The 24324-nt window shown below is 66.2% G+C and carries 18 protein-coding genes; all 18 read right to left on the reverse strand.

Features of this window, described 5'->3' with window-relative positions:
* Positions 1 to 3 precede the first annotated feature (3 nt).
* Complete coding sequence (gene cysW, locus LJ725_RS06790) at positions 4 to 846, reverse strand: sulfate ABC transporter permease subunit CysW (protein WP_230549878.1); 843 nt, start codon at positions 844 to 846, stop codon at positions 4 to 6.
* On the reverse strand, positions 839 to 1708 hold the full coding sequence (gene cysT / locus LJ725_RS06795) for a sulfate ABC transporter permease subunit CysT (RefSeq protein WP_230549879.1): 870 nt from the start codon (positions 1706 to 1708) through the stop codon (positions 839 to 841). Before cysT ends, cysW begins: the two co-directional genes overlap by 8 nt.
* A complete protein-coding gene (locus LJ725_RS06800) occupies positions 1705 to 2748 on the reverse strand; it encodes a sulfate ABC transporter substrate-binding protein (protein WP_408015726.1) in 1044 nt (347 codons plus the stop codon). Before LJ725_RS06800 ends, cysT begins: the two co-directional genes overlap by 4 nt.
* Before the next feature lie 19 nt (positions 2749 to 2767).
* On the reverse strand, positions 2768 to 2965 hold the full coding sequence (locus LJ725_RS06805) for a hypothetical protein (RefSeq protein WP_230549880.1): 198 nt from the start codon (positions 2963 to 2965) through the stop codon (positions 2768 to 2770).
* A 368-nt stretch (positions 2966 to 3333) separates the two neighbouring features.
* Positions 3334 to 4419 (reverse strand): amidohydrolase family protein, encoded by a 1086-nt coding sequence (locus LJ725_RS06810; protein ID WP_230549881.1) that lies wholly within the window; start codon positions 4417 to 4419, stop codon positions 3334 to 3336.
* A 10-nt stretch (positions 4420 to 4429) separates the two neighbouring features.
* The gene (locus LJ725_RS06815; RefSeq protein ID WP_230549882.1) at positions 4430 to 5413 is read right to left on the reverse strand and encodes a Bug family tripartite tricarboxylate transporter substrate binding protein; all 984 of its coding nucleotides are present in this window, start codon (positions 5411 to 5413) and stop codon (positions 4430 to 4432) included.
* A gap of 127 nt (positions 5414 to 5540) precedes the next feature.
* Complete coding sequence (gene htpG, locus LJ725_RS06820) at positions 5541 to 7445, reverse strand: molecular chaperone HtpG (RefSeq protein ID WP_230549883.1); 1905 nt, start codon at positions 7443 to 7445, stop codon at positions 5541 to 5543.
* Positions 7446 to 7523: 78 nt separating this feature from the next.
* A complete protein-coding gene (locus tag LJ725_RS06825) occupies positions 7524 to 8525 on the reverse strand; it encodes an alpha/beta fold hydrolase (RefSeq protein WP_230549884.1) in 1002 nt (333 codons plus the stop codon).
* Positions 8526 to 8634: 109 nt separating this feature from the next.
* A complete protein-coding gene (locus tag LJ725_RS06830) occupies positions 8635 to 11421 on the reverse strand; it encodes an autotransporter outer membrane beta-barrel domain-containing protein (RefSeq protein WP_230549885.1) in 2787 nt (928 codons plus the stop codon).
* Positions 11422 to 11549: 128 nt separating this feature from the next.
* The gene (locus tag LJ725_RS29105; RefSeq protein ID WP_230549886.1) at positions 11550 to 14861 is read right to left on the reverse strand and encodes an autotransporter family protein; all 3312 of its coding nucleotides are present in this window, start codon (positions 14859 to 14861) and stop codon (positions 11550 to 11552) included.
* Between the two features lie 330 nt (positions 14862 to 15191).
* The gene (locus LJ725_RS29110; protein ID WP_230549887.1) at positions 15192 to 18467 is read right to left on the reverse strand and encodes an autotransporter family protein; all 3276 of its coding nucleotides are present in this window, start codon (positions 18465 to 18467) and stop codon (positions 15192 to 15194) included.
* Positions 18468 to 18518: 51 nt separating this feature from the next.
* Positions 18519 to 19052 carry an inorganic diphosphatase gene (gene ppa / locus LJ725_RS06845; RefSeq protein WP_230549888.1) on the reverse strand — a complete coding sequence of 178 codons (534 nt, stop codon included), beginning with the start codon at positions 19050 to 19052 and terminating at the stop codon, positions 18519 to 18521.
* Positions 19053 to 19142: 90 nt separating this feature from the next.
* Positions 19143 to 20810, reverse strand: coding sequence for an MFS transporter (locus LJ725_RS06850; RefSeq protein WP_230549889.1), 1668 nt, complete (start codon positions 20808 to 20810; stop codon positions 19143 to 19145).
* Between the two features lie 146 nt (positions 20811 to 20956).
* Complete coding sequence (locus LJ725_RS06855) at positions 20957 to 21325, reverse strand: hypothetical protein (RefSeq protein ID WP_230549890.1); 369 nt, start codon at positions 21323 to 21325, stop codon at positions 20957 to 20959.
* A gap of 18 nt (positions 21326 to 21343) precedes the next feature.
* Positions 21344 to 21673 (reverse strand): hypothetical protein, encoded by a 330-nt coding sequence (locus LJ725_RS06860; protein WP_230549891.1) that lies wholly within the window; start codon positions 21671 to 21673, stop codon positions 21344 to 21346.
* A 2-nt stretch (positions 21674 to 21675) separates the two neighbouring features.
* Positions 21676 to 21996, reverse strand: a complete 321-nt coding sequence (locus tag LJ725_RS06865) for a hypothetical protein (RefSeq protein WP_230549892.1) — start codon at positions 21994 to 21996, stop codon at positions 21676 to 21678.
* A 63-nt stretch (positions 21997 to 22059) separates the two neighbouring features.
* The gene (locus LJ725_RS06870) at positions 22060 to 23949 is read right to left on the reverse strand and encodes a sodium:solute symporter family protein (protein ID WP_230549893.1); all 1890 of its coding nucleotides are present in this window, start codon (positions 23947 to 23949) and stop codon (positions 22060 to 22062) included.
* Positions 23950 to 23968: 19 nt separating this feature from the next.
* On the reverse strand, positions 23969 to 24238 hold the full coding sequence (locus tag LJ725_RS06875; protein WP_230549894.1) for a DUF4212 domain-containing protein: 270 nt from the start codon (positions 24236 to 24238) through the stop codon (positions 23969 to 23971).
* Positions 24239 to 24324: the final 86 nt, after the last annotated feature.

Genomic DNA, 24324 nt, shown 5'->3' on the forward strand with positions numbered 1-24324 from the left:
CGGTCAGTGACGGCGGGTGCGTGCGAGCCCGTCGCCGTATCGCCACTCGAGGAGGGACTTGGCGCCCAGGGTGACGAGGGCGAGTCCCGCCAGAAGCGTGGAGACGGCGAAAGCGCCGACGAAGTTGTACTCATTGTAAAGGATCTCCACTTGAAGCGGCATGGTGTTGGTGAGGCCGCGGATATGGCCGGAGACGACCGATACCGCGCCGAATTCGCCCATCGCCCGCGCGTTGCACAGCAGCACGCCGTAGAGCAGCGCCCACCGGACATTGGGCAGGGTGACGGTGAGGAAAGTGCGGAATCCGGAGGCGCCGAGGGTCAGGGCCGCCTCCTCCTCCGCCGTGCCCTGCTCGTGCATCAGCGGAATGAGTTCGCGCGCGATGAACGGGAAAGTGACGAAGACGGTGGCAAGCACGATGCCAGGCACGGCGAAGATGATCTTGAAGCCCCAGTCGTCGACCAATGGCCCGAGCAGCCCCTTGGCGCCGAACAGCAGCACGTAGACCAGGCCCGACACGACGGGCGACACCGAGAACGGCAGGTCGATCAGTGTGACAAGGAGGCTCTTGCCCGGAAACTCGAACTTGGCGACAGCCCAGGCGGTCGAGACGCCGAAGACGAGGTTGAGCGGTACAGCGATGGCGGCAACCAGCAGGGTGAGCCTGATCGCCGCCTGCGTGTCGGGATCTGCGAAAGCCTCGAGGAACACCCCCACCCCACGGCGCAAAGCCTCGGTAAAGACCGCGGCCAGCGGAAGGACCAGGAACAGCGCCAGGAAGACCAACGTCAAACCGAGCAGCGTCCAGCGCACGGGCCGTCCCTCGGTGAGGACACCGTCACGCATGACCGAGCCTGCGCCGGCTGTAGGCCTGGAGACCGTTGATGGCGAGCAGCGCCAGGAACGAGATCGCCAGCATCACGGTGGCGATCGCGGCGGCGCCGGCATAGTCAAACTCCTCCAGCTTCGTGACGATCAGCAGCGGCGCGATCTCCGATACGAAGGGCATGTTGCCCGCGATGAAGATCACCGAGCCGTACTCGCCAACCGCGCGCGCGAAGGCGAGCGCCACACCCGTCAGCAGGGCCGGCAATAGTGCGGGCAACACGACACGGAACACGGTTTGCGCGCGTGAGGCGCCCAGCGTCGCGGATGCCTCCTCGACCTCGCGGTCGAGGTCCTGAAGGACCGGTTGCACGGTCCGCACGACGAAGGGCAGGCCGATGAAGATGAGGGCGATCAGAATGCCCCAGGGCGTGAAGGCTATCTTGATGCCCCACGGCGCGAACAACGAGCCGATCCAGCCGTTGGTAGCGTAGAGCGCTGCGAGCGCGATGCCGGCCACCGCGGTCGGCAGGGCGAACGGCAGGTCGATCATGGCATCGAGCAGGCGCTTGCCAGGAAACTCGTAGCGCACCAGGACCCACGCGGCGATCGAGCCGAACACAGCGTTCACGAGAGCGGCGGCCGCAGAAATGAAGAAGCTCACCTGCAGCGCCGCCAGCACGCGCGGCGTGGTGGCGACGCGCCAGATTCCGTCAAGGCCGAGATCTGCGGCACGAGCCAACAGCACCGCCAACGGCAAAAGCACGATCAAGGAGAGATAGCTGACGGCAAAGCCGAACGTGATCCCGAAGCCCGGCAAGGCGCTCGGCTCCCGGAAGCTTCGGTGGCTCGACGTCCAGCCGCGGAGAGCCGCGACGCTCATCGCGTCGCGGTCTTTCCGGGCTTGTAGATCTGGTCGAACAGGCCGCCGTCGGCGAAGTGCTCGGACTGCGCCTTGGTCCAGCCGCCGAACACACCGTCGATCGTCACCAGCTTCAGCTTGGGAAAGCGCGCCAGGTCGGCCGGATCGGCGGCTTCCGGCTTGGACGGGCGGTAGAAGTTGCGGGCGATGATCTTCTGCGCCGCCGGCGAGTAGAGATAGTCGAGATAGGCCTGCGCCACCTTCCGCGTGCCGCGCTTGTCGACGACGACATCGACCAGCGACACCGGCGGCTCGGCGAGGATGGAGAACGGCGGCACGACGATATCGAACTTGTCGGCGCCGAACTCCTGCTGGATCAGGAAGGCCTCGTTCTCCCAGGAGATCGCGACGTCGCCCACCGCGCGCTGCGCGAAGGTCGTGGTCGACCCGCGGGCGCCCGAATCCAGCACCGGCACGTTCTTGTAGAGCGCCTCGACGAACTTGCGCGCCGCCGCCTGATCACCCTTTGTACGGTCGAGTTCGTAGGCCCATGCAGCCAGGTAATTCCAGCGTGCGCCTCCCGACGTCTTCGGGTTCGGCGTCACGACAGACACGCCCTCCTTCAAAAGGTCGGGCCAGTCCTTGATGCCCTTCGGGTTGCCCTTGCGCACGACGAAGACGATCGTCGAGGTGTAGGGCGAGCTGTTGTTTGGCAGGCGGCTCTGCCAGGTGTCCGGCAGGCGCTTCGATTCACGAGCGATGGCGTCGATGTCGCCTGCCAGGGCCAGCGTGACGACGTCGGCCTCCAGTCCGTCGATTACCGAGCGGGCCTGCTTGCCCGATCCACCATGGGAGGTGCGGATCGTCACCTTCTGGCCGGTGCTGGCCTGCCAGTCCTTGGCGAAGGCTTCGTTGAGCGCTTTGTAGAGTTCGCGCGTCGGATCGTACGAGACGTTGGTCAGCACGACCTCAGCCGGCGTTTGTGCACGTACGGCAACGATGGTGGACATCAGGCCCGCCGCGATGGCGAGGGCTGCGAGGAAGCTCTGTCGGGTCGTCATGATGGATTTTGCCTGTCAATCAATGCGCGAAGGAGGTTCGGCGCGAGCCGCGCTGCAGCCGGGCGGCGGCAAGTCGGGCATGGCCGGGGGTGGTGAACTGCGTGCCGTCGAGTTCGAAGAACGGACGGGCGGTCGCGTGGAAGCGAAAGGCGTTGCCTTCGCGCAGGACGATGCCCGCAGGCTCGCCCCAGATTTCGATGATGAAGGGTTCGGACATGGCTCCGCTCCTCCGGCCCTTGAGGAGCCGGTCTGGTCTCGCGAAAAACTGTCTTCGACTTGGGTCCGGCTCAGGCGAGCCGGCAGCTCATGCGGCACATGCCGCGTCGACAGGTGAAGCGGAGGGTCGGCAGAAGGGGCTGGGTCATCGCTGTCTCATCCATCGTAGCGGAGCCCACGAACGTATCGTGACGCTTTAGCACTTGGTGACGCGGCGCAAGCTGCTCCTCAAATCCCGCGGTCTTTCGACCCTTCTGAAATGCCCCGGTTTGCGACAGCGGACAATGGTTTGCTTTGTCAAAGTTCGAGCGCGCGGCAGAACGATCTGCGCGCCGGCGCGGCGCGCAGCGACAGGCATTTGCCTCGCGCCTATCGCGCCGAGAGATCGACCGCCAGCGCCACGGGAAGACGGTCGAGACCGTAGGTGCGCGTGGCCGTGCCGCTGTAGAGCGCCGTCTTCTCCCCGGCACTCGCGCCCGCCGTCAGCCGCTTGAAGGCGTTCCACAGGACCGGGTAGCTGCACTGTCCCTTGTCGACCGGGAAGTTGCTCTCGAACATGCAGCGCTCGGCGCCGAACGCCTCGATGCAGGTCTCGATGTAGGGACGCCAGGTCGTCGCCAGTTCTTCCGAGCCCGGCGGCTTGGCCCGCTTGTGGAAGTCGAAGCCGTTCACGAACATGGTCAGGCCACCGAGCTTGACCCGTACGTTGGGCAGCGACGCCAGTTCGGTGATGCGCTGCTTCCATTCGGGATAGACCTCGGCCTGCCTGCCGCGGAACGGACCGATGCCCAGCGGGCCGCCGACATGGTCGACGACGATCGTGAGCTCGGGCACCGCGCGCGCCAGCGCGATCACGTGAGGGAGCTGCGTATGATAGGCCCAGACGTCGAGCGGCAGGCCCTGCCGCGCCAGACGACGCGCGCCATCCGCAAACGACGGATGCTCGAGCGGGCCCGGCGGCTTCATCACCAGGTTGGAGGTGACGTCCGGCGAGGGATGCCATGCGGTGCGGTTGCGGATACCGCAGAAGCGGCCGCCGGCAATGGCCCGATGCTTCTCGAGCAAGGGCTCGACCCGATCGCCCAGGGTCAGGTCGACCATGCCGATGATGCCGGCGCAGGCGCGCGTCGGACCGTGGCGGCCGCTCGCGCTCACCGCCGCCATGCCCGTCACGAACTCCGTCTCGCCGAGCGACTGCTCGTCGGTCGGACCCGAGGCGCGATACATCTCCCCGCACTGCACGAAGATCGTCGCGCGGATGTCGTGCCCGCTCGCCGTGTCGGCCAGGAGATGCGGCAGCAGGTAGGAATGGCCGCCGTCGCGCTCCCAGAGATGATGATGCGGATCGACGATCGGCAGGCCCGGCTCGAGGATCGGCTCCTCGGTCAGGCGAAGCCAGTCTTCGCGCACGACGATCTGCCGGCCATGGCCGAGCAGCGGATCGTTCTCGGCCATCTCCTGCTCCCTACTCGATGCGGATGTTCGCGCTCTTCACCATCTCGGCGAAGAAGGCGATCTGCTTTTCACGGAAGGCCGTGAACTCGACGACCGTGTTGGGCTGCGTCAGCGCGCCCAGCTCCGCGAGCCGCTTGGCCACGCTCTCCATCTTCATGACGGCGTTGACCTCGGCATTGAGGCGCGAGATCAGGGCGGGATCGGTGCCGGCCGGCGCGAACAGGCCGTTCCATTCCCAGGTCTCGAAACCCGGAATGACCTCCGAGATGGCAGGAACGCCCGGCAGGACCTCGACCGGCTTCGGCCCGGTATGCGCCATGCAGGTCACGTCCTTCGACGTGAGCAATGCCACGGTGCCGGGAACGTTGCTGAACAGCAGCGGGATGCGGCCGGCGAACAGGTCGTTCCGGACCGAGCCCATCTCCTTGTAGGGCACGTGGTTGATCTTTATGCCGGCCTTCTGGTTCAGCAGTTCGAGCGAGACATGCTGCACTGTGCCGATCCCCGTCGAGGCACAGTCGAGCGAGCCCGGCTTGCTCTTCGCGAGCGCGATCAGCTCAGGCACCGTCTTGACCGGGAACTGGGCGTTGCGCACGAGCGTCACCGGCGTCTGCATCGTCTGGGCGATCGGCAGGAGCTCGCGCTGCGTGTCGTAGGGCAGCTTGCCGGCGAACAGCGACGGGTTCACCGACTGCGCGGTGGCATCGTACAGAATCGTATAGCCGTCGTTGGGCGCACGCGCGACGATCTGGGCGGCGATCGTGCCGGCGGCACCTGGCTTGTTGTCGACGGTGAAGCTCTGGCCCAGCCTCTCGCCCAGCGCCTGGCAGTAGATGCGGCAAACCACGTCGGCCGTCCCGCCCGCGCTGTAGGCATTGACCACCCGCACCGGTTTGCTGGGCCAGGCCTGCGCCTGCACGATGGCGGGCGCGGCCAGCACGCCGACGGTGGCGCCCAGCAGGGTGCGGCGGCCGATGGTACGGCTGTGCGACATCTCGTTTCCTCCGTTACACGCAGCTCTTTGGCTACGCCAAAAAGTCTGCAGGCACGGCGCTTACAGCCACAAGCGCAATCGATGCGGCTCGATTGCACGCCGAAACGGAATGTCCCTCGCCGCGTCGCTAGGCGACCGCGCGCAGCGCCCGCACGACATAGTCGTTGAGGCGGCGCGCGAAGGCAGCCGGATCGGACGGGATCTCGCCGTCGAGGATGCGGGCCTGGTCGAGCAGCAGGTTGGCGAGATCCTCGACATCCTGCGTGCGGTCTTCCTTCTTCGCCGTTGCCAGCAGGCGGACCATCGCGTGCTTCATGTTGAGTTCGAGGATCGGTTTGGCGCCGCTGCCACGATTCTGGCGCTCCAGCAGGCGCTCGAGTTCGCGATCCCTCCCCTGCGCACTCGCCACCAGGCAGGAGGCGCTGTCGGTGAGCCGGGTCGAGGCCTTCACGTCCGCGACCGCATCGCCCAGCACGTCTTTCGCCGCCGCCAGCACCGATGCGTCGTCCTCGGCATCGACCGTGGCATCCTCGGGCTTCTTCTCATCGACCAGTGGGATCAAGCCGAAATCGACTTCGCCCTGGCTCAGCGACTTGAGGGGCTTGCCCTCGAATTCCTGCGGCAGCGTGGTCCAGAAGGCGTCGACCGGGTCGGTCAGCAGAAGCACCTCGACACCGCGTGCCTTCGCCGCCTCCAGCTTCGGATTGGACTTCAGCCGGTCGAGGCTGTCGCCCACGAGATAGTAGATCTCGGTCTGGTTGGGCTTCAGGTCGGCCACGTACTCCTTGATCGAGCGCGGCTTGTCGCCGGCGGTCGAGGCGAAGCGCGCGAGGCCCAGCAGCTGCGCGCGGCGCTCGCCGTCCTCGTACAGGCCTTCCTTCAGGATCGAACCGAACGTCTCCCAGATCTTGCCGAAGGCCTCGGCGTCCTTCGAAGCCACGCTCTCCAGCTCGGAGATCACACGACCGACCAGGCCGTTGCGGATCTGCCGGACCTGCGGATTGTTCTGCAGCATCTCGCGCGACAGGTTGAGCGGCAGGTCCTCGCTGTCGACCACGCCGCGCACGAAACGCAGATAGGCAGGCAACAGCTCGGCATCGTCGGTGATGTAGACGCGACGGACGTAGAGCTTCACCCGCCCCTTGCGCGCCGGGTCGGTGAGATCGAACGGCGGCGTGCTCGGCACGAACAGCAGGACCGCATACGACTGACGCCCCTCGACCTTGTAGTGCAGCGTGAGCGCGGGCTCGTCGAAGGCCATGGCGAGCGAGCGATAGGCCTGCGTGTACTCCTCGGACGTGACCTCCGACTTCGAGCGCTGCCAGAGCGCGCTCGCGGCATTGACCTGGCGCGCCTCGCCCTTGTCGTCGATCAGCTCGATCGGGAAAAGCACATGATCGGAATAGGTGCGGACGATCCGCTCCAGCTCATAGGGCTGGAGGTAGCGCACCGCGTCTTCCTTGAGATGCAGCACGATCTCTGTGCCGCGCGCGACGCGCGCCGCCTGGGCCTCCGTGGCCGGCGACACCTCGAAGCCCGCGCCGCTGGCGGACGTCCAGGTCCAGGCCTCCGCCGAACTGGCGCGGCGGCTAGTCACCTCGATGCGGTCGGCAACCATGAAGGCGGCATAGAAGCCCACGCCGAACTGGCCGATCAGGCCCAGCCCGTCCTTGGCGTCCTTCAACCCCTTCAGGAAGGCCTTGGTGCCGGACCGCGCCAGGGTGCCGAGGTTGTCGATCAGCTCCTGCCGGTCCATGCCGATGCCGTTGTCGGCAATGGTCAGCGTCCGGGCCGCCTCGTCGGGCTTGATCCGGATCGCCAGCCGCTCGTCGCCGGCCAGGAGTTCGGGGCGGGCGATGGCCTCGTAGCGGACCTTGTCGCAGGCGTCGGAGGCGTTCGACACCAGCTCGCGCAGGAACACGTCGGTCTCGGAATAGACCGAGTGGATCATCAGGTTGAGGAGTTCGGCCACCTCGGCCTGAAACTGGTGCTTCTCCGGGCCGCCCTGGGCAGCCGAACCGTCGCCGTTCATTGCGCTCGTGTCCTCGCGATGGATTTTCCGGCGGTGATATAGGACACCGGCCGCGAACGGCAAGCGCCCGGACGTGGGTCAATCGCTGCGCTTGCTGCCCCACAGCCTGGCCAGTTCGGGGCGCGACACCTGGACGTCGGCGCCGGATGGCAGGGGCTGGTCCTTGTCCTGGATCCAGGCGGCGATGTCCCTGGCGACCAGCGCGCCCTGCTTGTCGCGCAGCAGCATGTGATAGCCGTTCCTATAGAACGCGAGATGCGAATCGGGCCGCCGGGGCATCACCTCGATCGCCGACCGCACCGGTGCGATCGGCACCAGCCGGTCGCCGATGCCGTGCAGCATCAGGTACGGCTTGTCGATATTCGGCGCCGCAGCCTTGCCCGCATCCATCGCGTCGACCAGCCCGTACCCGAGATCGACGCGGGGATTGCGCAGGATCATCGCGTCGTTGCGCATCTTCTCCATGGTCTTGGGGTTGTCCGTCGGCTGGAAGTCGATGGAAGTCGGGCCGGAGGGCAGCCACGGGACCGTATGGGCGAAGAACGAGAGCCCTCCGCTCAGGAAGGGACCCAGCGTATCGCGCGACCGCAGCGCGGCGGCGACCAGGATGAGGCCCTCGACATCGAGAGTCTTGTCGGACGCGGCCATGACGAGCGCGCCCCCCATGCTCTCGCCGGCGAGGTAGAACGGCACGTCGGGGTACTTCTGCCGGATGAGCGTTGCGACCGTCCGGATGTCCTCGATCATGGTGGCCGTACCGGCCCAGCGCCCCCGTGTGGGGCTGGAACCGAAGCCGCGCTGGTCGTAGGCGAAGGTGGTGATGCCGTCGGCGGCCCAGATCTCGGCCGGCTCCTCCCAGGCCTTGCGATAGTCGCCGAAGCCGTGGATGCCGAGAATGATCGCCTTCGGCGTTCCGCCCACGGCAGGCCATGTCGCGAGCTTGAGCACGCTGCCGTCCGCCGCGATGTAGCGGTCGGCTTCGAGCGTCGGCGGCCGGATCGGGGCACCCGCCGGGACGACGACGGGCGCGCACCCCGCGAGGGTCGCGAGCAGGAGCAGGACAATACGCAGGTTACTCATCGCATCGGATCGGAACGCTTCCCAGTCTGGCCCGCAGAGACCCTTGCCGAGAGAAAATGGCAAAAAACCATATCCGGCCGATTAAACCACGACGCGCCCAAAGCGTTCCCTACCAGCGCATTCGGAAGCCGGCGGTGAGAGCGTGTGCGTTGTCTTGGCCGGACACCTCGCCATCGTAGCGCACGAAGACGTCGAGCGCTTCGGCGACCGTGGTGGTGGCCGCAAGCCCCAGCACCACTCCGTCGCGCTGGGGCGCCACGCCGTAGGTGGTGAAGGGCGCCGCCGGTGCGCCGGCCAGCGAAGCCGTCACCGGCCGGGCGGTGTCGGCATATTCGTGGCTCCAGCCCAGCCGCATTCTCAATGCCAGCCGGTCGCGCCATCCCATGTCCATCGAACCGCCGATCTCCGCGCCCAGCACGCTGCGCAGCGAATTCGTCGTCTGCTGTCCCACCGACAGATTGAGCGAGCCTGCACCCGTCTCGGTGAAGGCGTTCTGGGTTCCGGTGTAGGCCTGCAGTCGCACGAAGGGCGTGACGAACGCCTCGGCGAGACCGCCGAGATCGAAGCGGTAGCCAGTCTCGACCTGGCCGTAGACCTGGTTGGCGCCGGTATTGCCGATGGCGGTGCGCGCGGCCAGCCCCGGAATCGCGATGCTGCGGGTCATCTGGTTGGCACTGTAGGCGTAACCCACGATCGCGTCGGCATAGAGCTTGTCCTGGACGAAGTTGGCGTAGAGCCCGGCCTGGAAGGTGTTGGAACTGCCGGTCCCGCTGAACCCTGCGACCCACTGGTTGGCGCTCTGGTAGCCGATCGTGGCGCCGACCCGGACGTTCGCCGCCACGAGACGGTCGAGGCCGGCCGCGAAGCCACCGACGCTGTAGGTCAGGGCGCCGGCATTGCCGCCGCCGTTGCTGATGCTGCCCAGCCCGCCCAGCGCGCCGCCCCAGGCACTCCACGGCCCCGCGGCCGTGCCGTCGCAGGCGATGTCGCAGGCCTCGGCCAGCGCCACGCGGTTCGATCCGCCCGAGTTGCGGCCGCCGCCCGCCTGCCCCGCGAAGCTGTTCAGGAAGAGCTGTGTCCCCTGCACCATCGAACTCGAGAAGCCCGAATAGTTCTGCCCGCTGATCGCGTTCATCGCCGCCTGGCCCTGCGGTGCAGAGAGGCCCGCAAGCGCACTGACGACGGTTGCGTAGTCGCCCGCCGCATTGGGCGCCGTCGCATCGAGAACCGCCCCCACCGCGGCCTGGTTGGGCGTCAGCGCCGCCTGTGCAAAGCCGCCGACCTGCAGGGTGAGATAGGCGTTGTTGGCGTCGTAGCTGAGGGTCGGGACGAGGAAGGGCGCGGTGCTGGCGACCGATTGGAACGCACCGCTCAAGCCTCCCGTCGCCGTCACGATCGTGCGGGTCGAGCGCGGCGCGAAGGTACCGCCCTGCGCGAGGACCTGCAGGCCGCCGGCCAGCCGCGCAGTGCCGTCCACGACGAGGGCGTCCGCCGTCGCCGGCGACACGCGCAACCCCAGCGTGCCCGCCGAGGTCTGCACGAAGGTGCCGCTGATCTGGTGCGTGGCACCCGCACCGGCGGCCGCGATGCCGAGCCAGCCGCTGTTCTCGAAACGGGCATCGGGTCCGGCAGCGATCGAGACCAGGCCGTCGATGGTGCCGTTGTTGACGACGAGCGAGCCAACCGCCCTGCCATCGGTGCGGATCGCGTAGCCGCCCGGGCTGGCGCTGATCGTGCCCACATTCAGCAGCGAGCCGAACTCGCCCGTCATCTGAACGGCCATGCCGCCCGCGCCCGTGACCCCGATCGTGCCGTAGTTGGTCACCACGCCGTAGGTTCCGTTGGCGATGCCGATGGCGTTCGCGCCCGACATCTGGATCGAGCCGTTGTTGACGACGTCGTCGCCCGCCCCGTCGATCGCCACCGCGCCGGCCACGCCGGACGTGAGATTCACCGAGTTGGTGACGGGATTGTAGAGACCCGGCACGTTGACGAGATAGGCCCTGGTCACGCCGTTCTCGACATAGACGCCGATCACGTAGCCGCCATAGGTCGAGTTGGCCGACGTCACCGACGCGCCCGGCACGGCGATCTCCGTCCAGGTAGCGAGGCCCGCCGCGTCGACATGCACCGCCCAGGCATGCGGATTGCCGTTTATGTCGACGGAGTCGGCGACGAGATTGTAGGTGTTGGCCCGGCCACCCGATGTGATGCCTTCGAAATGCGTGACCACCGCGCCCGGTGCGTCGTAGGTCGTGAAGAGACGCATCGACTGATTGTAGATGTAGCCGTGCAGCGTGGGATCGGCGAAGCCGCCGGCGATCCTGTTGCCGTACACGCCATAGGCCGTGGTGCTCACCGCCCCGGGCTTGTTGTTGGTCGTAAAGGTGCCGGTGGGAATATCGTAGACGAAGGCATTGCCGGTGGCGAACCTGGTGTCGTAGTTGCCGACGACCTGGTTCCCGAAGTTGCTATGGGCGATGGTGTAGAGCGTGTCGCCGCCAGGATAGATCAGCGTGCTGAGCTGCGATCCGGGCGCCTTGGCCGCATCGTACAGATAGCCGAGATCGTAGGGGTTGGACGCGGCGGTGATGTAGCTGCCGACCACCCGCAGTATCCCCGACGCGGAACCGAAGCTCGGCCCATAGGGCGTGCTGCTGGTGGCGCCGGGATAGTTGGAGGCGCCTGCCGCCGCCGATGGGAACGGCGCGATCGAATCTCCCGACAGGCCGAAGAGCAGTCCGCCCGTGCCGCCCGCATAGGAATAGTTTCCGGTCATGTTATCGCCGCGGATGCCAGTGACCGTCGTGATGGCGCTCGTGCCGTACTGGTAGGTCTTGAAATCGAGCTGTGCCTGCGCCGGCCCCGTCAGGGCGCCGAGGCCCGTCGTACCCATGCATACGGCAATCATGATGCGACGCACTGGCGTGACACGCAGCGACTCTGATTCTCCCACCAAACTCCCCGTCATTGATCTGGTCTTCGGCCCGGCTCGCCGGTCGCGTCGCTGGAAAAGCGCAGCACTCACCACGTCATGCGGAAGCCGGCAGTGAAGGCGTGGGCGTTGTCCTGGCCGGAGACCTCGCCCTCGTAGCGGAGGTAGATCGACGTCGCATCGGCGACGGCGGTGTTGGCCGCGAGGCCCAGCACCACCCCATCGCGTTGCGGCGCGACGCCATAGGTGGTGAAGGGCGCCACCGGCGCGCCCGCGAACGAGGCCGTCACGGGACGCGCCGTGTCGGCATATTCGTGGCTCCAGCCCAGGCGCATCTTGAGCGCCAGCCGGTCGCGCCAGCCCACGTCCATCGAACCGCCAAGCTGCGCGCCCAGCACGGTGCGCAGCGAGTTCGTCGTCTGCTGCGCCACCGAGAGGTTCAGCGAGCCCGCCCCCGTCTCGGTGAAGGCGTTCTGGGTGCCCGTATAGGCCTGCAGCCGCACGAACGGCGTGACGAAGGCGTCGGCCAGACCGCCGAGATCGAAGCGGTAGCCGGTCTCGACCTGGCCGTAGAACTGGTTGGCGCCGGTGTTGCCGATGGCGGTGCGCGGCGCGAGGCCGGGGATCGCGATGCTGCGCCACATCTGGTTGGCGCTGTAGGCGTAGCCCGCGATCGCGTCGGCGTAGACCTTGTCCTGGATGAAGTTGGCGTAGAGGCCGGCCTGGAAGCTGTTGGAGTTGCCCTGCCCGCTGAAGCCGCCGACCCACTGGTTGGCGTTCTGGTAGCCCGCCGTCACGCCCACCCGCAGACCCGGCGCCACCAGACGGTCGAGGCCACCTGCGAATCCGCCCGCACTGTAGGTCAGCGTGCCGGCATTGCTGCTGCCGCTGCTCATCGTGCCGAGCCCGCCCAGCATGCCGCCCCAGGCACTCCACAGCGCCGGCACCGTGCTGTCGCAGGCTACGTCGCACGCCTCGGCCAGCGCCACCCGGCTCGACCCGGTGAGGCTGCCGCCGCCGCCCGCCTGTCCCGCGAAGTTGCTCAGGAAAAGCTGGATCCCCTGCGCCATCGAGCTGGAGAAGCCGGAATAGTTCTGGCCGCTGATCGCGTTCATCACCGCCTGGCCCTGCTGGGCGGAGAGGGTGGAGAGCGCGCCTATGACGGTGGCGTAATCGCCCGTCGCATTAAGCGCCGTGGAGTCGAGCACCGCCCCGACGGCCGCCTGGTTCGGCGTCAGCGCCGCCTGCGCGAAGCCCCCCACCTGCAGGCTGAGATAGACGTTGTTGGCATCGTAGCTCAGGCTCGGCTGCAGGAATGGCAGGGCGCTGCTGACTGAGGCGTAGGTACCCGTCAGCCCGCCGGTCGCGTTGAGCAGCGTATAGGTCGTACGCGGTGCGTAGCTGCCGGCCTGCGGCAGGACGACCACTGTGCTGCCCGCTCCGATCGTGGCGGTGCCTGTCGCGTTCAGCCGGTCGCTCTGTCGCGTGGCATTGACCTCCGCCTGGAAGGTACCGCCGGTCTGCGTATAGTTGCCCGTGACGCTCAGCGTGCCGATCGAGTTGCCGGGCGCGACGACGCCGGCGTTCGTTACGTTGCCGAAGATCGTGCCGGTACCCGAGAGCACGCCCATGTTGTTGACATTGCCGGCGATCGTGCCGTTCTGGGCGAACAGGCCCATGTTGGTGACGTTGCCAGTGATCGTGCCGGTGTTGCTGAACTGGCCCAGGCTGCCGTTGAACACCGAGCCCGTCAGCGTCCCCCCATTGGCCGCCAGCCCAAGGTTGGCGAGGCTGGCGTTGAAAGCGCCGTTGTTGGTGAAGTTGCCCGAATTCAGCTGCCACTGGAGCGGCGTGTCGACCGTACCGTTGTTGACGAAGCTGCCGCCGGCATTGACGGTGAGCTGACCATTGCCGCCGATCGTGCCGTTGTTGACCAGGCCGCCACCATTGTTGACGGTGACGTCGCCCAGGATCGAACCGGTGTTGGCAATCGTGAGAAGGCCGCCGTTCACCGTCGTTCCGCCCGTATAGGTGCCGGCGCCGCCCAGGGTGAGGTTGCCGCTTCCCAGCGTAAGACCGCCAGGCCCCCAGATCGAACCGTTAAGAAGGGCAGAGCCATTCTGCTGAACCTGCACCGTCACATTGTCCATCAGGTACGTCGTGAAACTCGCCTGGAAAGCGTCCGGCAGGTTCAGCATGCCCTGCAGGGCCAGCATCTGGACGATGCTTCCATTGCCCCGATAGTCGCGACTGACGGGGACGCTGTAGCCGACGAAGCCGTTCATCGGATCGTAGAGGTAATTGAGGTTTTCGAAGAAGGTGCGGCCGAGGTTGGTGAAGCCCGGCCCGTCCGTGACCTGCACGCCGTAGGGCAGGATGGAACTGCTGTCGCCCAGGATGAAACTGTAGGCGGCCGTCGTTTGCCCCGGCAGAAAGACCTGCACTGTACCGCCGGGTTGCAGGCAGTTGTTCTCCGCCTGTGTCCTAGCGCTGCACTGCCCCCGGCCGACCGGGACCTGGCCGGCGGTCGGCGCCGTGACGATCATGTAGGAGATGCCGCTATCGGGTAGCTGGTTCAGGGTCCCGAGATCGTAGCGTGGCTGTCCCTCGACCGTGATCGAGACCGACCCATTCTGGGAGCCCCATTGCACGGGGTAGGCAGTGCCACCGATGCTGTACCAGGACAGGTTGGTGCCGCTCGAAGGCAGGTTCTGGAAGGCGAAGCCGCTGGTGTTCTGGCTGTTGAGCCCCAGCAGGATACCCGGGGTATTGCCGAGGCCGAGGCTCGGAAATCCGCTCATGCCGATGATATAGCCTGGCTGCATGGTGCTGCTGACGCCGGGGCCGCTCACCAGCGAGAGCAGCGGATTCATGTTCCATGAGTTGTTGGCCGCCTGCTGCAATTTTTTAGGTGCGCCAAGGTACGGATCGACCATGACGCCGCCGCGATCGAAGCCGATGCCCATTTGATGGAAGCCGTCTTTGGTGGTCGCGAGGATCGGAACCCGCGCGGTCACCGACTGGCCGTTTGCGCCATTGATCTGCACGTTCGTGAGGTAGATGGTGCCGTCCGAGCCGGCATTGCTAGTGCCGTAACTGATGCTCGCATAGGGCGCGAGGACAGGATCGTTGCCGGGCTTGTAATGCTTTCCGTCCGCTACAAGCCCGAGGGAGCCGGTATCCAAAATGAAATTCTTGGGGCCGTAGCCGTTCAGCGTCAGCGAGACGAATACCTGGTTGGGCCCGCCAGCGGGATTCGGCTCGGTGGTGAGCGGAACGAAAAACGAGCCGCCGCCACCGTACATGTTCCAGGGTAGCGCCGATTGCGCCACGACCGGACCGGAAAACAACGAACACGCCGACAGGATGAGCGTTGCCCGCCAGACACCTTCACGGTTCACGCCTCTACTCCCCAGCACCCACCCTTTGCGACGCTCTGGCCGCTTCATGCCCAATCCTGAATGAAGCACCGCCAAAGCTCAAAACGAAAAAGCTGGTCCCTGGACGCCGGCGAGGGTAGGGGCCGGCGAATCAGAGCACGTACCCCCGTCGAGGGTGAGGCCAGCGCCCATCCTATAGCCCACCTCCCGGCTCGCCAGACAGGCGACCCAACCAACGGTTTCCGCCGACTTTCCGCGCCTTGCGACAGTCGCCGACCCCGTGGATGCCGAGGAAGATGGCCTTCGCCGCGCCGACCCTGCGCGGCGTTCACCGCCCGATGGAACCTTCGTCTACCACGTCATGCGGAAGCCGGCAGTGAAGGCGTGGGCATTGTCCTGCCCTGAGACCTCGCCCTCGTAGCGCAGGTAGATCGACGTCGCATCGGCAACGGCGGTGTTGGCCGCGAGGCCCAGCACCACCCCATCGCGTTGCGGCGCGACGCCATAGGTGGTGAAGGGCGCCACCGGCGCGCCCGCGAACGAGGCCGTCACGGGACGCGCCGTGTCGGCATATTCGTGGCTCCAGCCCAGGCGCATCTTGAGCGCCAGCCGGTCGCGCCAGCCCACGTCCATCGAACCGCCAAGCTGCGCGCCCAGCACGGTGCGCAGCGAGTTCGTCGTCTGCTGCGCCACCGAGAGGTTCAGCGAGCCTGCCCCCGTCTCGGTGAAGGCGTTCTGGGTGCCCGTATAGGCCTGCAGCCGCACGAACGGCGTGACGAAGGCGTCGGCCAGACCGCCGAGATCGAAGCGATAACCGGTCTCGACCTGGCCGTAGAACTGGTTGGCGCCGGTGTTGCCGATCGCAGTGCGCGGCGCGAGCCCGGGGATCGCGATGCTGCGCCACATCTGGTTGGCGCTGTAGGCGTAGCCCGCGATCACGTCGGCATAGACCTTGTCCTGGATGAAGTTGGCGTAGAGGCCGGCCTGGAAGCTGTTGGAGTTGCCCTGCCCGCTGAAGCCGCCGACCCACTGGTTGGCGTTCTGGTAGCCTGCCGTCACGCCAACCCGGAGACCTGGCGCCACCAGCCGGTCCAGACCGCCCGCGAAGCCGCCGGCACTGTAGGTCAACGTGCCGGCATTGCTGCTGCCGCTGCTCATCGTGCCGAGCCCGCCCAGCATGCCGCCCCAGGCACTCCACAGCGCCGGCACCGTGCTGTCGCAGGCTACGTCGCACGCCTCGGCCAGCGCCACCCGGCTCGACCCGGTGAGGCTGCCGCCGCCGCCCGCCTGTCCCGCGAAGTTGCTCAGGAAAAGCTGGATCCCCTGCGCCATCGAGCTGGAGAAGCCGGAATAGTTCTGGCCGCTGATCGCGTTCATCACCGCCTGGCCCTGCTGGGCGGAGAGGGTGGAGAGCGCGCCGATGACGGTGGCGTAATCGCCCGTCGCATTAAGCGCCGTGGAGTCGAGCACCGCCCCGACGGCCGCCTGGTTCGGCGTCAGCGCCGCCTGCGCGAAGCCCCCCACCTGCAGGCTGAGATAGACGTTGTTGGCATCGTAGCTCAGGCTCGGCTGCAGGAATGGCAGGGCGCTGCTGACTGAGGCGTAGGTACCCGTCAGCCCGCCGGTCGCGTTGAGCAGCGTATAGGTCGTACGCGGTGCGTAGCTGCCGGCCTGCGGCAGGACGACCACTGTGCTGCCCGCTCCGATCGTGGCCGTGCCTGTCGCGTTCAGCCGGTCGCTCTGTCGCGTGGCATTGACCTCCGCCTGGAAGGTACCGCCGGTCTGCGTATAGTTGCCCGTGACGCTCAGCGTGCCGATCGAGTTTCCGGGCGCGACGACACCGGCGTTCGTTACGTTGCCGACGATCGTGCCGGTACCGCCCAGGGTGCCCCCGCCGCCCACTACCATATCGCTGGTGGTGCTTCCGTTGACCGCGAGCAGGCCGCCGAAGATCCGGGTTTCACCGGTATAGGTGTTGTTGCCGGTCAGCGAAAGCTGACCTGTGCCGAACAGACTCAACCCGCCGGCGCCGGTGACGGAAGTGGCGAGCGAACTGGCGCCGCTGGCATTGATGCTCAGCCGGCCGGCGCCGAGGTCGAGCACGCCGCCGACGCCGGAGAGGTTGCCGATGGTCGGGCTGTTGCCGTTGAGATTGAGCTGCCCTGCGTTGATGGTGAGCGAACCGCCCGTCGGCAAGGCTCCCGCCGAAGCGATGTTGAGAATGCCGCCATTGACGATGGTGCCGCCGCTATAGGTATTGGTGCCCGACAGGTTCATCGTGCCGCCGCCGAGCGCAAGGCTGCCCGGTCCGCCGATGTTGCCGCTGATGGTCCCGGTGCCGGTCTGCTGGAAGGTCGTTGCGGCCATCAGGTAGGTCGGGAAGTTCGACGAGAAGTTGTTGTCGAAGGCGAGCGTGCCCTGCAGGGCGAGCATCGGCGTGACCGAGCCGCTTGGATCAACGTTCGATCCGCTCCAGCGATAGCCGACGAAACCGCCAACGGGATCGTAGAGATAGTCGAAGCCGCGAAAGAAATTGTGGCCCGTGTTCACATAGGGTGGGCCATCGACCACCTGAACGGCGGTTGGCGCCACGGGGTCAGGCGTTCCGACGGTGAATGTGTAGTTCGCGGCGGTACCCGGCTGCCCCGGGAGGGCGATCGCAATGATCGTGCCGTTGGGCGCATAGGTCTGTTCGCCGGCGACCAGACCGCTGCCCGGCGGCGGCGGTGACAGGAACATATAGCCGATGCCGCTGTCCTGGAGCACGGTCCCGCTCATGGGGACGCCATTGGTCGTCACGCTCATGGTGGTCGGCTGGAAGTTGCCGGCGAGTGAGCAGGCCGTCGTAGGCGTAGTGCACGGCGTCACCGTGTTCGCGTTCGTATTCGGCATCAGTTGCACGTAGGCAAAGTCGTTCAGGAACGCGCCATCGAGGCCCAGCCTCACGCCGGGCTGCGCCTGGTTATTGGTGATGACGAAGCCCGCGCGCATGTTTGCGACCGACAGGTCGGGAAGGTTCACGAATCCGGTCAGGTTGAGAAACGGGTTGCCGTTCGGCGACAATCCTGTCGCGGCGCCGGCGGCGGCGTTGGCGGACCCGCGGTTGAATCCCACTCCCATCATCCCGATCCCGGTAGGATTGGAATTGGGCTGGCACTGGCCCGTGGCTTGCTTGCCAGGCTCGCAGGTTATGTTTGTCACCAGAAGGACCGGCACGGTGGCCATCGCGTAGGTTTGCTGGCCGTTGACGACTGCCCCATGAATGAAGATGTCAGCGTTGTAGACCGTTCCCTGGTTGATGATACCGCTGCTGGTGTAGGTGATGCTGCCCTGGCCGAGTGAGGTGCCCGGCACGGGGGTGAACCGGTCTGCGGAGACGAGGATGCCGGTCGACCCGGTGTCCATCACGAAGGGGATCGGGGTGAACGGCGCCACGTTGGGGGCCGAAGGCAGCGAGAGGTTTACCATCCCCATCGTGCCGTCACCCATCTGGCCGCCGGCAAAGGGAACGTAGAAGGTCGAATTCGTCGCCGTCGGATAGTAATTCCACGACTGGGCCGCCGCCGGCCCCGCGATCGCCACCGACAAACTGGCGACGAGCGTCGCCGACCAGTCACGCTTCTTCACCCGCAACTCCTCCAGATCCCCCAAGTCCCAAACCCGGCGCCGCCGCTTTCGTCAGCGCTTACTCTTCGCCCGCTCGATCGCCTCGGTGATGAGGCGGCGCGCCTCGTCGACGTCGCCCCAGCCCAGCAGCTTCACCCACTTGCCCGGTTCGAGGTCCTTGTAGTGGATGAAGAAGTGCTCGATCTGGTGGCGCGTGATCTCCGGCAGGTCGGTGTAGTTCTTCACGTGCACGTAGCGCTGGGTCAGCTTCGAGGACGGCACGGCGATGATCTTCTCGTCCCCGCCTCCGTCGTCCTCCATGCGCAGCACGCCGATCGGTCGGACATTCATCACGGCGCCGGCGATGATCGGACGGGTATTGGCGACCAGCACGTCGATCGGGTCGCCGTCGTCGGACAGGGTGTGCGGCACGAAGCCGTAATTTCCGGGGTAGCGCATGGGCGTGTAGAGGAAGCGGTCGACCACCAGGGTGCCGGCTTCCTTGTCCATCTCGTACTTGATCGGCTCTCCGCCGATCGGCACTTCGATGATGGTGTTGACGTCTTCGGGTGGATTTTTGCCGATGGCAATGGCGTCGAGCTTCATGCCGCGATCCTGACCGAAGCCGGCCGAAAGCTCAAAAAGAAACCGGCGGCCCTTGGGGGCCGCCGGTTCATTTCTGTCGCGGATCGAGTGTCAGTCCTCGGCGTAGATGTCGCGATCCTTGGTCTCGGGCATGAACAGCAGGCCGATCACCAGGGTCATGCCGGCCACCGCGATCGGGTACCAGAGACCGGAGTAGATGTTGCCGGTCGCGGCCACGATGGCGAAGGCGGTCGGGGGCAGGAAGCCGCCGAACCAGCCGTTGCCGATATGGTACGGCAGCGACATGCCCGAGTAGCGGATGCGGGTCGGGAAAAGCTCGACCAGCAGGGCCGCGATCGGCCCGTAGACCATCGTCACGTAAATCACCAGGATCGTCAGGATGACGATCACCATCGTCATGTTGATCTTGGTCTTGTCGGCCGCTGCCGGATAGCCCGCGGCGCGGATGGCCGCCGTGGCGTCGGTGTTGAACGCCCGCTCCTTGGCGGCGCCGTCGGCGCCCGCCTTAGCCTTGTCGAAGGAGGTGACGACCTTGTCACCGACCTTGATCTGCGCCGGCGTGCCCGCCGGTGCCGCCTGGTTGGCGTAGTTCACCGAGTTGCGCGCGAGGAACGACTTGGCGATGTCGCACGAGCTGGTGAACGAGGCGGTACCCGTCGGGTTGAACTGGAACGAGCACTCGTTCGGGTCGGCGACCACCACGACCGGCGACTTCTCGATCGCGGCGTTGAGCGCCGGGTTCACCGCGTTGGTGAGCGCGTGGAACAGCGGGAAGTAGGTCACCATGGCGAGCGCGCAGCCCGCCAGGATGATCGGCTTGCGGCCGATCTTGTCCGACAGCCAGCCGAAGAAGATGAAGAACGGCGTGCCGATGGCCAGCGCCACGGCGATCACGATGTTCGAGGTCGTGCCGTCGAGCTTCAGCGTCTGGGTGAGGAAGAACAGGGCGTAGAACTGGCCGGTGTACCAGACCGCCGCCTGGCCGGCGGTGCCGCCGAACAGGGCGATGAGCGCGATCTTGGCATTCTTCCAGACGCCGAACGCCTCGCGCAACGGCGTCTTGGAGCCCTTGCCCTCGGCCTTCATGCGCTGGAACGCCGGCGATTCCTGCAGCTGCAGACGGATCCAGATCGACACCGCCAGCAGCAGGATCGAAACGAGGAACGGCACGCGCCAGCCCCAGTCCGCGAACTGCTCGGGCGTCAGCGACAGGCGAAGCGCCAGGATGACGAGCAGCGAGAGGAACAGGCCGACGGTGGCCGTCGTCTGGATCCAGGACGTGTAGAAGCCGCGACGGCCCTGCGGGGCATGCTCGGCCACGTAGGTCGCCGCACCGCCGTACTCGCCGCCCAGCGCCAGGCCCTGCAGCAGGCGGCAGGCGATGAACAGGATCGGCGCCGCGATGCCGATCGAGGCATAGCCGGGCAGCAGACCGACCACGAAGGTCGCGATGCCCATCAGGGTCATGGTGACGAGGAAGGTGTACTTGCGGCCGATCAGATCGCCCAGGCTGCCGAAGAACAGCGCGCCGAACGGACGGACCGCGAAGCCAGCCGCAAAGCCGAGCAGCGTGAAGATGAAGGCGGCGGTCGGATTGACGCCGGCGAAGAAGTTGGCGGCGATGTTCGCGGCGAGCGAGCCCGCGAGATAGAAATCGTACCATTCGAAGATGGTGCCGACGGAGGAAGCGATGATCACCTTCCTCTCTTCGCGCGTCATCGGACGCGCGCGCTCGTCCACGGTGCCAGCTACGGCCATAGGCGTTTCTCCCGTTATGACAATCGAATTGAGCTCGACTGCTTAGGATCGCCTTTAGTTGGTGCTGCGGGGCACGTGCAATTGGACCAAGGTCATGCAAGACCAAAGTCGAATGTCGTCTGCGAAATTTCAGAGGCCCTGCGACGTCAGCCGCGGAAGACCCAAACGATCGCAGCGCCGATGCAGAGCACCAGCGTCACGACACCCGCCATCTCCGCGTAGCGAAGATAGGTCTTTCGGAGCACCTCGAGCAGCAGTTCGGGCGGATAGTTCGGTGGCAGGTCCGCACCCTTGTTCAGGAGCACCCAGAGTTCCGTCGACTTGTGGTTCCACTTCGGCGCATTGTACGCAAACAAACCGAGCACCGAACCGTGCAGCGCCTCGAGTATCGCGCCCGATTTCAGGCAGAGCAGCAGGTCGTGGGAAAGACCGAGCATGACCATGCAGATCGCGAGCAGCGCGAAGCCGCAGCCGCGACGCACGATGACATCCGCGAGATACTCGATGCGATCCATCCGGCCCTCCGGTGCAGCCTATTGCACAGCACCTGACATGAGCAAGACACGGACCATGGCGGGAAAGCAGAGCACCAGCGCGACCCCGGCCCAGATCCAGTTCGGACCGGGCGCCTCGCGCGAGGCCGGAATGGCGCGCTCGACCAGGGCGGCGGGCACCCCTGATACGAGAAGCGTCGTCGTCGCCACGATCAGGCTGGAAAAGTAGAAAACGACGCTCGGATCGCCGGGCAGCCAGGGCGGCGCCCAGACGAGACTATAGGCGGCGACGAGGTGCACCAGCGGAGAGAAGATGCCGTTGAACACGGCGAGCCCCAGCACAAGGGCGAACACCTGGTGGCGGAGCATCGTCAGCCTCCTCCGGCGAGGCGCGGCGTGAGGCCGGCGGACGCCATGGCGAAGTAGATGCCCGTCCGCAGCCAGAACAGCCAGAAGGCCGTGATGAGCGGCAGCCAGCGCTGCCCCAGCGATGCCGGCGTGATGAAGCTCACGATGGCGATGGCCCAGCCGGTGAGCCAGACAAAGGAGCGCCAGATGTAGTTCTGCGGCTGCAGGGCCGGCACGAACAACGACAGCATCCAGCGCCCGATGCAGGCCCAGGCCACGAGCGACAGCCCGTAGTTCACGATCCAGAAGGGCAGGTAGCCCCAGAAGAAGTCCGGTTGATTCATCGGTCCAAATGGAAAGGGCGAGGCTTTCGCCCCGCCCTACCCTTCCTCAAGTCGTGGCGGCGATCAATGTGCCGCTTCGGCGTTGCGCACCGATCCGGCCGGCACGCGGATCGAATCGATGAAGTCCTGCATCTCGGCCGATGCCGGCTTGCTGATCCATCCGACGACTATCATGGCGAGGAACGCCGCCGGGATGCCGAAGATGCCCACCGAGATGTTGTTGATGCCCCAGATGTAGGCAACGTCGCGACCGCGAATCTTCACGATGTTGATGTCGCCCAGCCAGCTCATGCTTGCCTTGACCCATGGCCCGTAGAACTCGGTCGCGATCAGGAAGAACATGCAGAGGCCGAAGCCCACGATGATCCCCCAGATGCCGGCGGCATCGCCGGCGCGCTTCCACCAGATGCCGAGCACCAGGCCCGCGAACAGGCCGGCGGCGGCGATGGAGAAGGCCCACGACACCAGGAACAGGATGTCGGCTCCCAGCGTGCCGGCCACGTAGGCGGCGACGATGGCCACCAGGCCGAGCAGGACCCGGCTGATGATCAGGCGACGCTTCGTATCGGCCGTGGGGTCGATCATCTTGTAGTAGACGTCGTGGCTGAGCGCGTTGGCGATCGCGAGCAGCAGGCCGTCCGCGGTCGAGAGCGCGGCGGCAAGGCCGCCGGCCGCGACCAGGCCGGAGATGACGTAGGGGAGGCCGGCGATTTCCGGCGTCGCCAACACGACGGCGTCGGTGTGCAGCCGGAACTCGTTGAGCTGCAGGATGCCGTCGCCGTTGCCGGTGACCCCCTTGCAAAGCGCGAATTGCGCGGCGGCATTGGCCGCATCGCATGCGCCGACCAGCCCGATGCTGCCCCAGGAGGCGACCCAGGCCGGCAGCTTGGCGATCGGCTGGCCGATCACCGACTGGTAAACTTCCAGCTTCGCGAACGCCGCGTAGGCCGGCGCCGTGAAGTAGAGCAGGAAGATGAAGAACAGAGACCACGCCACCGAATCGCGCGCCTGCTTGACGGACGGCGTGGTGAAGTAGCGCATCAGGATGTGCGGCAGCGACGCCGTGCCGACCATCAGGCAGAGGATCAGCGCGAAGAAGTTCCACATCGCCGTCGGACTGTAGTTGCCGCGGGCGTCTACGAAGGCCGCGGTATGCGGCTGCAGGACGCCCAGCGTCTTCTCGAGCGCGGCGATCTTCTCGAGCGCCTGGCCGTACATGATCTGCGGGAGCGGAACGCCCGTGAGCTCGGACGACAACACGGTGACCGGGATCAGGTAGGCGATGATCAGGATGATGTACTGCGCCACCTGCGTCCACGTGACCGCCTTCATGCCGCCCAGCATCGAGCAGAGCAGGATGCCGAGCAGACCGACGAAGCAGGCGATCTCGAAGCCGATGTTGAGGAAACGCGCGGTGATGATGCCGACGCCGACGATCTGGGCGACGACGTAAACGAAGGACGCCGTGATCAGCACGACGACCGCCAGGGCGCGGGCCACGTTGCCGCCGTAGCGCGCGCTGAAGAAGTCCGGAACCGTGAACTGGCCGAACTTGCGCAGGTACGGCGCCATCAGGATCGAAACCAGCACGTAGCCGCCGGTCCAGCCCAGCACGAAAGCGAGGCCGCTGTAGCCGCCGAAATAAAGCGAGCCCGCCATGCCGATGAACGATGCGGCGCTCATCCAGTCCGCGCCGGTCGCCATGCCGTTGTAGAAGGCGGGAACCGCCCGGCCGGCGACGTAGTATTCGTTGACTTCCGCGGTCCGCGCCAGCCAGCCGATCAGCGCATAGACGCCGAGGGTGAGGAAGATGAAGAGATAGCCGAGGACCCTGTTCGGCACGCCCATCAGTTCGAGGATGCCGATGAAGATCGTGAAGCCGATGAAGGCCCCGGTATAGATCGCGTAGACCCGTCCGAGGTTGGCGAGAAACCCGCCCTGGATAGCTGCCATGGTCGTTCCTCCTAACCCGTCACTCGTCCTGGACGCCGAATTCGTGATCGATCTTGTCCTGCGACTTGGCGTTCCACACGCACATCAGGACGAAGGCGATCAGCGAGCCCTGGGCCGCCATGTAGTAGCCGAGCGGGAATCCGAGGATACGGATCTGGTTGAGCTGAGGTGCCCAGAAGTGGATGAGGAAGCTGAAGACGAACCACGCAGCGAGGATGACCAGCATCAGCCCGCGCGTTTTCTCCCAATAGGCGGCCTGTTGAGAGGCCGACAGTTTGTTCTCCGCCATGCTCTTGCTCCTCCAGTGACTCGTTGGAGGCGCCGCCGCAGATTTACCGCCGCGATGAGTTTCGGGCTTGCCCGACGGTACGCTGA

This window comes from Reyranella aquatilis (assembly GCF_020880995.1).
Lineage (GTDB): Bacteria > Pseudomonadota > Alphaproteobacteria > Reyranellales > Reyranellaceae > Reyranella > Reyranella aquatilis.